Source organism: Mucilaginibacter lappiensis (assembly GCF_050433765.1).
Taxonomy (GTDB): Bacteria; Bacteroidota; Bacteroidia; order Sphingobacteriales; family Sphingobacteriaceae; genus Mucilaginibacter; species Mucilaginibacter lappiensis_A.
This window is the reverse complement of record NZ_JBNPWP010000007.1, coordinates 133,713-149,622: the sequence shown is the minus strand read 5'-3', so window position 1 is coordinate 149,622 and position 15,910 is coordinate 133,713. Positions and strand designations below refer to the sequence as shown.

At 40.7% G+C, this 15,910-nt stretch carries 11 protein-coding genes and 1 tRNA gene; 4 read left to right on the top strand and 8 right to left on the bottom strand.

Annotated features, from left to right (window positions below):
- Positions 1-5: 5 nt before the first annotated feature.
- Genes M2273_RS20865 through M2273_RS20855 form a run of 3 tightly spaced genes read left to right on the top strand, consistent with a single transcriptional unit; the run spans position 6 to position 4,998 of the window.
- Entirely contained in the window at positions 6-1,187 is a 1,182-nt protein-coding gene (locus M2273_RS20865) for a hypothetical protein (RefSeq protein ID WP_429399704.1), read from the top strand.
- A gap of 11 nt (positions 1,188-1,198) precedes the next feature.
- On the top strand, positions 1,199-3,880 hold the full coding sequence (locus M2273_RS20860; RefSeq protein ID WP_429399703.1) for a hypothetical protein: 2,682 nt from the start codon (positions 1,199-1,201) through the stop codon (positions 3,878-3,880).
- Positions 3,880-4,998: a trypsin-like peptidase domain-containing protein gene (locus M2273_RS20855; protein WP_429399702.1), complete on the top strand. Its 1,119-nt coding sequence runs from the start codon at positions 3,880-3,882 to the stop codon at positions 4,996-4,998. Before M2273_RS20860 ends, M2273_RS20855 begins: the two co-directional genes overlap by 1 nt.
- A 49-nt stretch (positions 4,999-5,047) precedes the next feature.
- On the opposite strand, the gene M2273_RS20850 is transcribed toward M2273_RS20855, so the two are convergent.
- The 8 genes from M2273_RS20850 to M2273_RS20815 form a co-directional block, all read right to left on the bottom strand.
- Positions 5,048-5,356, bottom strand: a complete 309-nt coding sequence (locus tag M2273_RS20850) for an RteC domain-containing protein (protein WP_429399877.1) — start codon at positions 5,354-5,356, stop codon at positions 5,048-5,050.
- Positions 5,357-5,422: 66 nt separating this feature from the next.
- Positions 5,423-5,496: transfer RNA gene (locus M2273_RS20845), tRNA-Asp, on the bottom strand.
- 197 nt (positions 5,497-5,693) lie between these two features.
- Entirely contained in the window at positions 5,694-8,069 is a 2,376-nt protein-coding gene (locus M2273_RS20840) for a hypothetical protein (protein WP_429399701.1), read from the bottom strand.
- Between the two features lie 65 nt (positions 8,070-8,134).
- Positions 8,135-9,313, bottom strand: a complete 1,179-nt coding sequence (locus tag M2273_RS20835) for a DUF4249 domain-containing protein (RefSeq protein ID WP_429399700.1) — start codon at positions 9,311-9,313, stop codon at positions 8,135-8,137.
- A gap of 5 nt (positions 9,314-9,318) precedes the next feature.
- Positions 9,319-10,461 carry a DUF4249 domain-containing protein gene (locus M2273_RS20830; RefSeq protein WP_429399699.1) on the bottom strand — a complete coding sequence of 381 codons (1,143 nt, stop codon included), beginning with the start codon at positions 10,459-10,461 and terminating at the stop codon, positions 9,319-9,321.
- Between the two features lie 36 nt (positions 10,462-10,497).
- Entirely contained in the window at positions 10,498-11,670 is a 1,173-nt protein-coding gene (locus M2273_RS20825) for a DUF4249 domain-containing protein (protein ID WP_429399698.1), read from the bottom strand.
- Between the two features lie 4 nt (positions 11,671-11,674).
- The gene (locus tag M2273_RS20820) at positions 11,675-14,455 is read right to left on the bottom strand and encodes a carboxypeptidase-like regulatory domain-containing protein (RefSeq protein WP_429399697.1); all 2,781 of its coding nucleotides are present in this window, start codon (positions 14,453-14,455) and stop codon (positions 11,675-11,677) included.
- Positions 14,456-14,561: 106 nt separating this feature from the next.
- A complete protein-coding gene (locus M2273_RS20815; RefSeq protein ID WP_429399696.1) occupies positions 14,562-15,305 on the bottom strand; it encodes a hypothetical protein in 744 nt (247 codons plus the stop codon).
- A 424-nt stretch (positions 15,306-15,729) separates the two neighbouring features.
- On the opposite strand from M2273_RS20815, the gene M2273_RS20810 reads away from it, so the two are divergent.
- Positions 15,730-15,867: a hypothetical protein gene (locus M2273_RS20810; protein WP_429399695.1), complete on the top strand. Its 138-nt coding sequence runs from the start codon at positions 15,730-15,732 to the stop codon at positions 15,865-15,867.
- The last annotated feature ends 43 nt before the right edge of the window (positions 15,868-15,910 follow it).

Here is a 15,910-nt window from a genome sequence, read left to right as displayed (position 1 = left end):
TAAATATGCTTACAGAAGAAGATAAAAACTACGTTATTCAGATGCTCACCGTTCAGGTAGCTCAGGCCGGAAGCCCAAGGTTGTCATTAGTTACACCGTTTAATGCAACTTCATTTGCCGCGGAGCTTACCGGCGACAGTCCAATTGAATTGGCCAGGGAAGCTGTGCGACTATGCATAATTGATGGCTGGAACCATAATCCTACCTGGATGAGCCGGCTGCTCGATATTTTTCAGTTGACTGTAACCAATAGCAAAATCAAGGAGATTTGGGAACGATCAAAAACACCTCCGCCACCATCTGCCGACCCGCTACAGCTTACGGTAATTAATAACAATACCCTTTTTGTAAACCGGCGCAACCTCCGCTCGGCCCTTGTTTTATTAGCTGCCCCGACCGCAAATGTTCAGCCGATATTGATCGTGAACGGTGGGCCTAAAATGGGCAAATCCTATTCTACGAATTATATCGACCATTTCTCCAACACCAGAAATGCTATAGTACCTTACAGGATAGTGTTTGATCCCGAATTGGGCATGGAAATTGGTCCGCAGGAGTTAGCCAAAGACCTTGTTTATTCAATGGGAAGGCCTGTTGATTCGATGCCCGGTGCTGAAACAAATATGAAGCTTTATGCCAGGCAACTGGCTGTTTGGGTATTAAATCAGGCTGTACAAATCCCGGCACAACATTGGTTCGTGCTTGATAATTTTCAAGGGCAATTTTTACGACCTGATACCAAAAGCTTTTTGATAGAACTTTCTGACCGGGTTACAACAGGTGCCTTTGCCCAAAAATGCCGTCTTATACTCATCGGCTTCGATGCGGGTTTGCTCACCGTTGATCCGGGAAAAGTTTCGTTTGAAAATGTATCGCTCTGTACAACTGCCGATATCCAATGTACAGTAGACGAAATTTTAAAAAGGGCATTACGGCCGGTCAATCTCGAAAACATACTAACGGAAATTTTAGGTGGCCTGCCAGCCGGGGCCGATAAAATGTTTGAGCTAAACCAGCGACTTCGCTGCTTGCTCCACGCGGTAAATGAGTTAAATTTGATGCTTGCTGCTCAGGGGACCGTGGATTTCGAGAGGATGTTGACCGCCATGTTATCAGAACTTCCCAGCGGTGCCGGAGGACTACCGGAATTACGAAACAGATTAGAAAAATTGAAGGAGATCGTTTAACTATTAAGCTTATGAACGATATTACGTCACAATTACTTGAAAAATATACGCTTAAGTTAAACGAGAAGCCAGCCACGGAGAATACGTTTAAACAAGAGCAATTGGATTCTTATCTTAAGGCATGCGCGGTACTCCATTGTTTTGTACCCGAATCATTGTCGCCATTAGAGCCAAAGTATCGGCATACCGAACCGCGTGTGTTATTATATGACCATATCATAAATTTAGCAGGCGGATTGGCCGAAGGGCTTTTTACGCTTAAATTAAGTGTGAGGCAGAAGGCCCTGCAGGAACTTCAGTCGTGGCAGAACATGCAAATTGCCTTAAAAGCTAATCCAAACCATCCGGTGACAGAACTGCAAAAAATGTGGGAAGATTATTTAACCTCACAGATAGTTGGGGATCCCGATAAAATGGGGTTTAAAGACCTGACTAATCTTTCCCAGTTAGCATCCTGGTTTGAAGGCCGAAATAAAGATTTTCCAACGGCGAACCGTCTCGCTATCTTATTAATGGAGAAAAGTATTCTTTCTAATTTTGAGCATTTGCTGATTTCTAATTTTACGGGAAGAGCAAACGAATTGGCGGAATTGAAAAACCACATCGGGTTAGGCAAGGGCTCGGGTTTGGCTGAGGTAGGACAAAAAGTACTGAATTGGATTTTTAAAGAAAAGAAACTAATACTGGCTATCAATGGGCCTGGCGGCATTGGCAAATCAGCACTTGTCGGACACCTGTTATGGGATTGCGCCCAATTAAAAAAAAGTGTCCGGCCGCCATTTGCATATCTTCCATTCGATCAGCCAACCTTACGGATAGAAACGCCATTTACTATTCTTATTGAGATCGCTGCACAGCTAAAGTTACAATTGCCGCAATATGCGAAGGAAACCGACAATTTCAACACCTTTGTCAAAAATTTCAGGGGTGAAAAAGTTGCTTTAAATACAAGATTGACTACTGCTGACACAAGGTCCGAGAGAATCAACCGGTACCATAATGCCGATTCAGAATTATACTACGAATTTGCTAATTTATTACATGTTATCACAGATCACCGCGACGACATGCCGGTGATATTTGTTTTTGATACTTTTGAAGAAGTGCAGTATCGGGACAGAGAAAGCCTGGCAGGTTTTTGGAAAATGCTTGAAATTATCCATAACACTTACCCGCCGTTAAAGGTAATTATTGCGGGCCGCTCTGTGATAGCAGATTCGAGGATTGAAGTGCGGCTAATCAACGAGATGAAATTAGCACAACTAAGTTTAGAAGATAGCGTCTCTTTGCTCGATCGACTTGGTGTTAAGAATCCCGATATTGCAACTGTTGTGGCTAAACAAATAGGTGGTAATCCATTATCTCTTCGACTTGCCGCTAACGTGATAACTGCAGGAGCCGATGACATCGGTAAGAAAGGAATAAAAGACCTAAATACAACGAAGTGGTTGTTTTTTCAGGTAGACGAAGAACTGATACAAGGCCAATTATATCAACGTATCCTAAATCATATTCATAACGAAGATGTTCGAAAACTTGCCCACCCAGGCATGGTGCTCAGAAAAATTAGCCCTGAAATTGTTTTATACATACTGGCACCTATTTGCGGACTGAAAATTACGACAATAGGAGAGGCTATCAATCTATTTGAACAATTAAAACGAGAGCATGCCCTGGTTAGAACCAGTGAGTCGGGTATATTGGAATATCGGCCAGAAATCCGGAGAGCAATGATCAGGCTACTTAAACAGGATAAGTTTGCCGAAGTTAAACGCATAAACGAGGCAGCCATTACGTATTATAGTCATGGCAATAGTCTTATATCCCGCGAGGAAGAAATTTATCACCGGCTGGTTTTGGGCGACGGCGATTATAGTTTATTGGATAACAGATGGCTGCCCGGCATAGAGCGATCTATTATAGAAAACATGGATGAATATTCTGACGAGGCGAAGGTTTGGCTTGCATCCCGGTTTAACCTTGAAGTTTCCAGGGATATTTTCAATAAGGCAAGCATTCTCGACTGGGAACGAAATATCACCAGAAAGGTGAAACGTGCGTTAACCGAATTGGACATAAATGGGGCGCTGCAACTGCTCAGTGAAAGGCAAGAGCGTTCAGAAGCAAGCCCGCTTTATGCCCTGGAAGCCAAAACCTACATATTGATGCGTGACTTAAGCAAGGCGAAGGTTGTGCTTGAACATGGTGTAGAGAATGTTTCGGGTTCTGCAAACAGGGGGCGATTGGCGGAGCTCTTTTGGTTGGAGGCGCAGTTGGCATTAATATCTAAAAATCCTGAATCTGCTGACGAGCGGCTATCGCAAGCCCAGGAAGCCCTGAAAAACGCATCTAACCCCATCGCGGCCATTCATGTAGTATGCCACCGCCTGTTCATTGATAATTTATATCAAAGTAAGGCAGCTAAACGGAAAAAATTATTAGGGCAACTAAATGCACTGTGCGGAAGGTCTAAAGGCTACGAATCGCGCGATGTGAGCTTCATATTTGAACTCGCCGTCTATTTGCTAAAAGATGATTATCCTGTCACCGCATCTACACTTTCATATCGTGAATTAGCGGCAGTTGATGATATATCCAATATGTTACTTACTGAAAATTTGCGCGGCCTGGATGAGTACAGAGCTGATTGGGAAAATGAAGGTGATAATTTATTATTTGAATCCTTGGTCTGATGGCATTATTAACACAACAGGAAATCGGTGAGTTGGTAACGGCTCTTAGTTCGGGGATGGACACAATGGCTAACCGAATGGTTCTTTGGCAGTTTATCGATAGCCGTTACAGGAGTATTGTGCCTTATTTAGCCACCCCTTTAGGGCAATTGATGTCTGATGTCCAAAACATGAACCAAACGGAGCGCCTTGCAAATGGCGAGGTGCCGCTGCAGATTTATTTACAAAACGCACTGCCTTTTCTTTTTGGATCGCCAAAAGATGAGAAGATTGTCCGGATCACACTGGATTTAATCGCAACAAGATCTTCCGGGGCGCCAACATTAGATATTACAGAACTGCCAGAGACTAAGGAGCAGATCATTCATTCGGACGATATGGTGACCTTTGGTTTTATGGAAGCGGGCTTAAAAGCAGCATCCTCTGTTGTAAAACTAAAAGTAAAAAGTTATTCAGCCGGCCAACCACGCACTTTATCGAACGGAAATGACATGATATTTTTAGGGACAGGTTGGGTATTGGCGAACGAACTGATTATTACCAACCATCATGTAATAAACGCCAGGAAGGATAATGAACAGAAGGCATCAGAGGCTGATCTTAAATTACAAGCGAGGAATACAGAGGCAATATTAGACTTCGATTCGGAAGATATGCCCTCTGGTGCAACGGTGATGGCCTTAAAACTCGAAGCCTGGGATGAATCGCTTGATTACGCTATTCTGAGAGTTGCGCCTACAGGACGAACACCTTTAAAACTTAGCTCTACCATTGTAAATTACAGCGGACAACCTTACCCGGTAAATATTATTCAGCATCCCGGGGGAAGAAGCAAGCGCTATGGCATTAGGAATAACCTTGTAAGTGCTTCTACAGCAACTGACCTGCGTTATTTTACCGACACTGAGGGCGGCTCATCTGGCTCACCCGTTTTTAATGACGCCTGGAATGTTATAGCCCTGCATAAATCTTCTCTCTTTGTTACCAATGTACAGTTCCAGGGGAAAGCTACAGCTTATGTGAATGCAGGCACACACATCAATTTAATCGCAGATCACTTGAAACAAAATTTTCCGGAAATTGCAGTAGAAGCAGGAATTAAAACCGCTTCCATATAAAAAGCGTTCTTTGTCAGGCCGATCTTAGCAACCTATTTCTGGCAATGGGTCATTTTAACTTTTTTTGCATTCTCAACATAAATGCTTCCCTCTTTTCGTCAATATAGACCGTAGGACTGGGCCGTCCGCAAAGCCAATCATAAGTATCATAAAAGTTTCTCAAAGAGACATTAAAGCTTTTTTCAATAAACTTGACGATACCCTTCAGGTTCTTTTTACCAAATGCCTCTGTCGCGTGCCAACTGTAAATGAGTTCGATCAGTGCGCATTTCGTCTGCTTCCAGTCAAAGTCCCTGAATTCAGAATCTATAGGAATAATAGCATCCTTTTGATAGATTTTTTGAATAGTATGTTCCAGGTGAGCAAAAAAAAACGCTTAAACCAGATGATTTAAGCGTTTTCAAGGGAATTGAACCCTCTTAAGCGGAATGGACGGGATTCGAACCCGCGACCCCATGCGTGACAGGCATGTATTCTAACCAGCTGAACTACCACTCCGTTTGGGTTGGCAAATATACGCAGCATTTTGTATTACACAAGTGGTTTTTTAAAAAAACTTATTTATAGCGGTTTTATTATCTTTTTTAAAGCAGCAATAGTTCGTTTTGAGGCATTCTACCGTTACATAAACTCCTCAATATCAACAAAAAAATGTCCAAATAGTATATCCGAGGCGGTTTTTTATTTTTTTTTATTTATTTCACTTCAAAGCTAAAATATTGGCTCCCGGTATCACCATCAGGGGTTATTCCCTGTACTAATCCTACATATTTCCCGGTTTGGTCTGAGGTATAAAATGATAATTGGCTTTTGCGACCGGGGTTTGTGTTAACATTGGGTTGCCAGTACAACAGGTTCCTGAAATCGGGCACTCTACTTTTGGCTGCCATATCGGTATCATAAACCGGCGAATAAAATTCCCTTTGCAATTGCAGCCCCTCATAGTCAAGCACCACAGCGTGTGGATCCATTTCGGCTCCCCCCAGGTCACCCTTGTAGGTAGTGTAACTTAATATGCCCTCCTGAACCGATGGGCCGTAATAATACCTGTCTCTAATTACTTCAAGCTTTTTCACCTTTAGCGGGTCGATTCCGATTACTTTATCGATATTAAATACTGGTACATCATCCAGCAGAACTAAAGGGTCGCCATCTAAAAACCCTTCTTCATTTATCACTTTTATATGGTATCTCCTTTGCGATCTTACAACGTTTACTTCTCTTATATACTCTCGCAATACTTCTTCCATAGTGGTGAAGCGTGTATAATTATCTAAAAGATATGTTTTATACGGTTTTCCATAAAAACCGGAGCTATCAACCCCGGGATCATAAAATTGCTTTATTTTGTTGCCGGCATACACATTTTGCACCTGCATGGCCAGGCTGTGTTCTTCTATTGCTTTTTGCATACCAGGTGTTAAATTAAACTTTGGCTCCATATAATTGGCATACTGCTCAGAGAATGGACTTAAAACGTCAATGCGAAAAGTGGTGTCGCGTTCTGAATTTGTTTGAGCTATTATTTCACCCGGACCAAATAGTTGCTTGGTATTAAATATCAACCTCCCTAATGAGTCGCTTTTTGCGGCGTATAGCTGCACTCTTTTTCCCGGAACACTTAGATAAGCCACTACATCTTTTGCGGGCGTCCCTGTTGCTGTACTGGCTATTTTAGCGGTTATAAGATGATCATTATACTCTGGTAAAAAATTAAATACAGCCGCCGTATTGCTCAGTACATTATTCCATTGAAATCTTCTCCACCCCTGCGAAAGCATGAGGTTATCTGTAGCCGCTTCGGTTTCGGCGTTAACATTCTTAAAGTAATAATCAGGCGATTCAATGCTTCCCCGCAGATCAGACTTTAGCAACAGGTAGTTAACAATATCTCCGGCATCTATATACTGTAATGAATCAATACGGTAAACCGACATGGATAAATTGGCAGGTAATGGCTTACCTGATTCGCTTTGGGCCGAAATATTTATACTTACTTTTTTGCGTGCCGCATACTGAGGCTGATCGGCAGTAGCCTCAATTAACAACTGTTGTTTTGCTCGTTTAAAATAAAGCCGCTCGCAAACCGGCTGTTTAGCGCTGTTAAAAATGGTAATTTGTGATATACCTTCGCCAAGTTTGGTTTTATCAATTGTAAAACTTGCTGTTCCTGAATTAATAGTCGCGGTTTCGGCTATCTTAACTATTTGCCTGGTATGTGCAAAAAGATATACCTCTCCGCCTGATATGCCAGTACTGCTTACAGTAACTTCCAACCGCGGGCCACCGCCGTCCTTAAGTTGCATTACGTAACCCCGGTTGTTAATTGCCGGCAGATCTTTAGTAATCGGATTACCGTAACCTGTTTTAATAATTGCTTTGTAGGTATTGTTTGCGGCTGGTGTAAACATAAAACTACCTATACCAAATTTTAATGGCTGAAAACGCACCACAGTATCGTTATGCTGATCAACAATAGCACCTGTGTAGGATGCCAAACCCATACCATTGGAAGCTGTTACCTTAAAGGCCACCTTACTGGCAATACCTGCCACTAAATTTCCCCCTTCCGGAAAAAATTGAGCATCATAACTTATAGCTGTTTCTTTATCCTGCACATCAGGCGATCTTAGTGGATTAACGATAATGACCTTTTTTTCAAAATAGTAATCAGGGCTGAAGTTTTTCATCCAACTGGTATACGCCCTCAATTTATAATTACCATTGCTTACCGATACAGGGATATATAGCGAGCCGCTACCAGTGCCATTTTTCATCGCAATTTTGGCTTGTAATATGGCATTATGGTTATTATCAATTACATCAACATAAACAACTTTACTTAAGTTAAATGGTCTATGAAAACTGGCATCTACGTTATAAACTTTAAACCATAAAATTTCGCCGGGCAAATAGGCACTTTTATCAGTATGAACAAATATTTTTTCCTGTACCATTCCCTGCTGATACTGGTCAAAGCTTTTTGTAATTTGATTTATTGCCTGTGCAAAACCGCTGGTATGCAACTGCAATAAAACCGAAATAGATAAAGCTATAATCTTAACAGTCATTCTAATTTTTTTCATAACCGATACCTGGTTGTTTAGTACTATTTTTTATGTAAAAATACATTTCACTATTTTTTATCTATCCAAAATGATGGCTGCTGGATACGGCCCCTTATTGTACAAACAGCACAGGATTCCGTTGAATAGGTATACCCAACCGCTATGCCTGCTATAAATATTTTAGCTAATGGTATCCCACTGCCATTAATAATATAAGCATCCACCTCATGTATACCACTTTTAGCATTAAAATTAAAGGCCGAGTCGGGCGCTCCGCAATCATAAGGATACTTAGGAAGCCAGTCATTGGGCAATTGTGAGTTATCAATAAATATTCTTTTTGACTGGGTGTTGGTTACGCTAACATAACCAATCACCGGTTCGGCAGCGTTATTAATACTATGAATATTGCCTTGCAGCTGGGTAGGCTGGGCATCAAATATACTACCCAGTTTTTCGGTGTTTTTTCTCAGGTTTTCCCAAAACTGGTAACCGTCTTTGGTTAAGGCGTATTGTTTTACCAGGATGCTATACCTCATCTCCAGCTTTTCTGCATCGCGGGGAATAGCATTGATTGGGCCTTGATATATCACATCCTGTGCAAGCTTTGCCGATGAGCCGATAATAATATTGCTCGACCTGTCATCCGCAAAACAATAATATACTTCCTCCTCTTTTCTACGTCCTCTTACCTCTTTGGCAACTTTATCCGCTATAAAGTCAGCATTATATTTGGCGTGAAATTTCCATGCTTCTGCATACTCCCACCTGTAATAACGGCTGTTGTTTGTGGCATTGTGAGTATTTACATATAGCTGCAAATTGTTATTCTTCAGTACAAAACCAATGCTGTCAATAGGCGGTGTTTGCCTTACTTCTACATAATCTGACGCATATTCCTTGTTATCTGGTGTTGTAATGTGCAAACGATATTTTTTGGCAGCATCAAGATGCATGGGCCCTGTAAAGTATTTTCCACCGTCGCCTGGCTGCAAAGTATAATTGCCACCTTGTTCGCCTTCAACTACAACTTTACAATTGACTACAGGCTGGGTCCTTACATCTTCTGTTACCTTAACTGTTCTGCTTAAGCTGATAAAGGTGGAGTCGTTCCCGCTGTTAATAACTCCTTCAACCACCAGGTAATGGTTATCGTCACTCACCACCTGTGGATTATACGGCTTTTTGCACCCTGCCGTTATTACCAGCAACAATACCAAATACCATATATAGCTACTTCTTATCATGTTTATTATTTCCAAAATAATGGTGGTTGAACCCGTCCTCTTATTGTACAAACCGCACAAGCCTCAGACGAATACGTATAGCCAGCTACACCTCCATCCTTATACATTATTTCTAAGGGGATTCCGCCCCCAACAATAATATATGCCTGTACCTCATATATTTTTGTATTTGGATTATAAAAATAAGCTGAATCGGGAGCCAGACAATCATAAGGATATTTGGGGATCCAATTTTGCGGCAATTGCGAATTATCAATAAATATTCTTTTTGACTGTGTATTGGAAATACTAATATAACCTATAACCGGTTCAGCAGGGTCACTTGTACAATGGATATTACCGGTTAACTGTGTGGGCTGGGCATCAAAAATACTGCCCAGTTGTTCGGTATTCTTTTTCATACTTTCCCAAAACTGGTAACCCTCTTTGGTTAATGCATACTGCTTAAGCAATATACTATACCTTACAGCTATCTTTTCTGCGTTGCTGGGGATGGTAGTGATCAGCCCCTGATAAATAACATCCTGTGCAAGTTTTGCTGATGAGCCTATAATGATATTACTTGAGTTGTCTCCTGTAAAACAGGTGTATACATTCTCTTCGGGAAGCCTCGCCCTAACTTGTTTAGCCATTGCATCAACTATGTAATCAGAATGAAATTCGGGATGAAACTTCCATGTTTCATCGTAATCCCATCGGTAATACCGGGTATTGTTAGTGGCATCATGTGTATTCACATATATCTGCAAGGCGTTGTTTTTGGCAATAAAACCGATACTGTCAATAGGCTGCGTTTGTTTTACCTCAACATAATCTGAGGCATACTCCTTGCCTTCGGGTGTTATGATATGCAAGCGGTATTTTTTTGTGGCATCAAGATGCATGGGCCCGATATCATATTTCCCGTTACCTTCTGATTGCAGGGTATAGCTAACTCCGGCCTGCTCCCGTTCAACAACCACGGTATAGTTGGTTACCGGCTGGGTGCTTACATTTTCTGATAGCTTAACTGTTTTGCTCAGGCTAATAATGGTAGAATCATTACCGCTATTGATCACCCCTTCAACAACAAGATAATGATTGTTACTACTGACCACCGGTGGATTATACGGCTTTTTACAGCCGGCAATTATTACTGCCAGTACCATAAAATACCATATATAGCTACTTTTTATCACGTTAATTTATTTCCAAAATGATGGTGGTTGAACCTGGCCCCTTATTGTACAAACTGTACAAGACTCCGACGAGTAGGTATATCCGTTAGTACCTCCGTCGCTCGTAATTGCAGATATGGGTATTCCACCACCATTAATTATAAATTGTTGCACCTCGCGCAAATTTGATTTGGGATTAAAAAAAAGAGCCGAATCTGGCGCTACACAATCATAGGGATATTTGGGCAGCCAATCCCGCGGTAACTGTGAGTTATCTATAAATATCCTTTTCGACTGCGTATTGGTAATACTCACATAACCTATAACCGGCTCGGCAGGGTCACTTGTACAATGGATATTACCGGTTAATTGTGTGGGCTGCGCATCAAATATACTGCCCAGTTGTTCGGTGTTCTTTCTTAGGTTTTCCCAAAACTGGTAACCGTCTTTGGTTAATGCATATTGCTTAAGTAGTATACTATACCTTACAGATATCTTTTCCGCGTTGCTGGGGATGGTAGTGATCAGCCCCTGATAAATAACATCCTGTGCAAGTTTTGCTGATGAACCAATAATAATATTACTTGAATTACCCCCTGTAAAACAATAATATACGTTCTCGCTCGGGTACCGGGGCCTAATTTGTTTAGTCACCGCGTCAACTATAAAATCCGACTGGAATTTGGTATGAAATCTCCAAGCTTCTGAATAATCCCAGCGGTAATACCGGGTGTTATTGGTGGCATCATGCGTATTTGCATATACTTGCAGCGTATTGTTCTTCGGTACAAAGCCTACGCTGTCAATAGGTGGCGTTTGTTTTACCTCAACATAATCTGATGTATACTCCTTGCCTTCGGGTGTTATGATATGCAAGCGGTATTTTTTTGTGGCATCAAGATGCATGGGCCCGATATCATATTTCCCGTTACCTCGCGACTGCAGGGTATAGCTAACTCCGGCCTGCTCCCGTTCTACAACTACGGTATAGTTGGTTACCGGCTGGGTGCTTACATTTTCTGATAGCTTAACCGTTTTGCTCAGGCTGATTACGGTTGAATCATTCCCACTGTTTATCACCCCCTCTACAACAAGGTAATGATTGTTACTACTGATTACCTGCGGGTTATATGGCTTTTTACAGCCCGCAGCTAAAACAAGCAACAGTAAACAATATATATAATTCCATTTCCTGCTCATTGCTTTAAAACCTGATGTTATAATTAATAAATGGTATTGGCTTAGCAAATATGGATAGCTTAAAGCCACTTATCACCCCGCTTTGCTGGGTGAAATAAGTTGAATAAGCGTTTTGCCGCCCTGTAAGGTTATAAACGCCTATGGTAAACGAATTATGTGTTAACTGGTGTACTTTGTGGTTACCATCAATGTTAACTGAAAAATCAGATCTGAAATAATCCGGTATACGGTAAGCATTCCTGTCTGAATAGTATACCCGCTCAGATCCGCCGTATTCATATTTGGCAATTGGAAGTGTAATAGGGCGGCCGGTACTGTACGTAACATTTAAGGATACGCTAAACCTGTGCGACACCCTGTAGTTACCTATAAAATTAAAATCATGTGGTTTATCAAAATTAGCCGGATAATAAGCCCCCCCATTGATCAGTTCGCCTGCATTTGGATCATTCTGTTTTAAAAATGTGCGCGAGTAGGTATAGCTTATCCATCCATTAGCTTTACCGGTAGCTTTTTTGATCAAAAATTCTATACCATAAGCTTTGCCTTCGGTACCCAGCACATCATTTTCAATGTGGTGGTTTAGTACCAGGTTGGCCCCGCTCCGGTAATCCAAATAATCCCTTAATCTTTTATAATAAACCTCAACCGAAGTTTCAATGGTATTTGATTTCAGGTTACGGTATATCCCCAGGGACACCTGATCGCCATACTGCGGTTTAATGTTCGGATCGCTCAGTTGCCATACATCGGTTGGCGCTATAGCCGTGGTATTTGAAAGCAGGTGTATATATTGCCTTAAAGTATTGTATCCGCCCTTTATAGATGTATTGTCGCCTAAATTGTACCGGGCAGAAAGCCTGAACTCGGGCCCTGAATAGGTTTTAATTACTTTATTTTTAGCGTATGTAGTACTATCAAGCAGGTTTGAACTTGTTTTAGGCAGGTTAGGCGCATAGTTATAAACCGTTTGCGGCCCCAGGTAATTATACAATGAATACCTTACACCCGCACTTAACGAAAGATCATCAGTAATATCATATTTATCGCCTACGTAAGCGCCACTTTCTAAAGCCTGCTGTGTGGGTACTACATCAGGCACCACTAATGACTGAACGTTATTTGGTTGCAGGTTACCCGGGTGCAATTTGTAATAAATGGAGCTTACACCAAAATCAATCGTGTTTTTACGGTTCAGGTAGTAGGTAAAATCAGCTTTAAAATTTGTTTGATTAATATCAAAGTTAAGCTTATAAGCATTTACCGGGTTATCAAAGCTTGCAATTTCATATTGATAATGATCAAGACCTGCTGTAATAACGCTAAACAGTTTATCATTAAAATTATGCTTCCATTTAATATTAGCGTTTTTGTTGCTGTAGCTGTAAGCAGTATCGCTGTTCAGTTTAAATTTATCCTTGCTCAGGTAACCGGTTAGGTAAATATTGTTTTTATCATCAATCTGGTGACTTACATCCAGGTTAAAATCATAAAACGATGCCGAACTATGCTTATACGCCTCGGGCAGTAACCTAAGCAACCAATCAGAATAAGTAGCACGACCACCAAATGAAAAAGAGGTTTTATCTTTAATTATAGGCCCTTCAACGTTAAGTCTGCTGGTTATTAAACCAATACCTGCCGAGCCGGTGAATTTCTTTTTGTTACCCTCACGATTGGTAACATCCAAAACTGATGATAAACGTCCGCCAAATTTTTCGGGGATACTGCTTTTATACAGTTCAATTTCTTTTACAATATCGGGGTTAAACGATGAGAAGAAGCCGAAGAAGTGCGATGGGTTATAAATGGTGGCATCATTCATTAAAATAAGGTTCTGATCTGCCGAACCGCCACGAACATTAAATCCGGTTGTGGCTTCGCCTACCGATTGTACGCCCGGCAACGTTAATACAACCCTTAACACATCGGCCTCACCAAATACGGTAGGCACCTGTTTAATACTTTTGATATCGAGGCGGTTTACACCTAACTGTACATTACGAACATTGGCAACTTTCTCGGCCGATATTTTTACTTCCTTTAAGCTGGTTATCTGTTCCTGCATTTCAATGATCAGCTTACCATCAGAATAAAGTACAATCTGGCGACGGGTATCGCGCATACCAATACCCCTTATGCTTAAAATTTGTCGGCCTTTTGGCAGGGTAATGGTAAAATACCCAAACTGATCAGTAGCTACCCCGGTTTTGGTATTGGTAACATAAATACTGGCACCAACTACTGATTCGCCCGATTTGCCATCGCGTACATAACCCGAAAGGGTAGCCTTGCCCGGCTGAATAGTGTTTGTTTTTATTCCTATTTCGTATAATTTATTTTCTGTGGTAGCCTCAGGAATTTTCTTTTCCTTTTCATCAGTAAAATCAGCAACCGGCGCATTAGTAACTGTATTTACGGTTGGGTTAGCCTCTGGCTTATTTCCGAAAAACCCTGCAGATAGCCTGGTTTGTATTTCGCGCCCCCGGGTAAGGAACACCTGCTGTTGGGCAGTAATGGCATAGTGAAAATTGGTATTTTTGAAAGCCAGGCCCAACACGGTTTCAATTGGTTTGTTATTTACCTGAAGGGTAACTTTCAAACTATCAAACTGAATGGGGTCATAGTAAAACCGATACCCTGTTTTTGCTTCAAGCTCTGTTACAAATTGGCCAATATTGGCCTGTTGAAAGTTTACACTTATTGACGCTGCTGTGTTTTGCTGGGCATAACTCAACTTAAACAGTATCAAGAAACAGAAACTCAGAAAGTAAAATTTTTTCATCGGCACTTTTTATTTTTTTCTGTACGCATACAAGGCAAATTTTTTATATAACAGATCGTTACAGGCACTGCTTAGGTTTTTACTTGTGCTATGATTGTGCAACGCGTTATTTTGATAACTCATCGTATCGGGCAGCTATAGCAACCATAGCCTCTTCGGGAGTTTTATTAAACTTGATCTTATTGGCTTTTATATACTGCTGCAACTCTTTCTTTTTATCTTTTAAAAGGCTCAACAAAGTGCCCTGCCCGCCAATACTATAGTAGCTATTACCCTTTTTTAAATAAAAGCTTTTGCCCGATGTAAAATAGTTTTCAATAGTATTTGTACCTGAGGTACTTTGGATAGCCTTTGACCGTTTAACCAGCACTTCAAGATTGCCATTGTACAACTGATCATAAAAACCCGTACTGATGGAATTTACATTTAATGAATCGGTCCTGATATATGTAAAATGATGGTTTAACAGATCGAAACTTTGAACCCTTTCCTTAAGCAGGGTAAATCTGGAGAATTTATTATACAACATAACCACTACTACATCCTTGTATAAATCATACATCATGGGTACATCCTTATAAATTATACCATCATAAGTAACAGCACCCTGAGTAAAACTATTTATATCGGAAAAATAAGCGTTCCCCTTTATATTAGGATTGTAAAGATCATATTCAGGCCCGTTATATAACCGCGATTGCTGCCCAATAGCCGTATTATAAGTATCTGTAATGCGTGCAAGCGCAATACTTTGAACCGAAGTATCATTAGCGGCAGTTTGCCCCAGAGCGCTTTTATTTACGAGCGCACAAGATATCACAATAAGGTAAAGGAGTAATTTTTTTATCATTTAGGTTTTTTATAAAAGATGGAATTTACACTACTTTTAATTAAAAATCAAACAACCTCGTTGAATATATACCTAAAAGTATCTAATGTATTAATTATGTTACAAACAATATTTTTATATATAAAAGGTGATCACAGCACATTACGTATCACCCAAACTATTTGAAACAGTGTTCATTAAAAATAAATCAATAACTGTAAGTAGTGTGTATGAAAATATCCATGGCCGGCATACAGGCTCAATAACCGATATAATATAATGGTGATTAGTTATGCGTGATACTATTTAAATATAATGCACGCCTGAGTTGGGGAGGTTGGTTATGTTTTCGATCATGTAAATTTAATATTACAAATTAAACCGGCAGTGGCTGCCTTAGTCTACCATAATAACTAAAAATAATTTAATTTATACCAATAGTATTATGAAAACACTAAAAGTATTAGCCGTTGTGTTGTTTGCTACATTTGCCTACACAACTGCCAGCGCGCAAACAGCACATCGTCATCATCGTGCGCACCATCGTCATCACCACCATGTAGTGCATCATCACAAAATGTAAAATAAAAATGGCCCTATTAAGGGCCATTTTTATTTTATTCCAT

What these genes read in the sequence shown, in the direction of transcription:
- M2273_RS20825 (WP_429399698.1), bottom strand. Translation starts at nt 11,670, where the DNA reads ATGAGCAGGAAATGGAATTATATATATTGTTTACTGTTGCTTGTTTTA.
- M2273_RS20835 (WP_429399700.1), bottom strand. Translation starts at nt 9,313, where the DNA reads ATGATAAGAAGTAGCTATATATGGTATTTGGTATTGTTGCTGGTAATA.
- M2273_RS20840 (WP_429399701.1), bottom strand. Translation starts at nt 8,069, where the DNA reads ATGACTGTTAAGATTATAGCTTTATCTATTTCGGTTTTATTGCAGTTG.
- M2273_RS20855 (WP_429399702.1), top strand. Translation starts at nt 3,880, where the DNA reads ATGGCATTATTAACACAACAGGAAATCGGTGAGTTGGTAACGGCTCTT.
- M2273_RS20820 (WP_429399697.1), bottom strand. Translation starts at nt 14,455, where the DNA reads ATGAAAAAATTTTACTTTCTGAGTTTCTGTTTCTTGATACTGTTTAAG.
- M2273_RS20860 (WP_429399703.1), top strand. Translation starts at nt 1,199, where the DNA reads ATGAACGATATTACGTCACAATTACTTGAAAAATATACGCTTAAGTTA.
- M2273_RS20830 (WP_429399699.1), bottom strand. Translation starts at nt 10,461, where the DNA reads ATGGTACTGGCAGTAATAATTGCCGGCTGTAAAAAGCCGTATAATCCA.
- M2273_RS20810 (WP_429399695.1), top strand. Translation starts at nt 15,730, where the DNA reads ATGAAAACACTAAAAGTATTAGCCGTTGTGTTGTTTGCTACATTTGCC.
- M2273_RS20815 (WP_429399696.1), bottom strand. Translation starts at nt 15,305, where the DNA reads ATGATAAAAAAATTACTCCTTTACCTTATTGTGATATCTTGTGCGCTC.
- M2273_RS20865 (WP_429399704.1), top strand. Translation starts at nt 6, where the DNA reads ATGCTTACAGAAGAAGATAAAAACTACGTTATTCAGATGCTCACCGTT.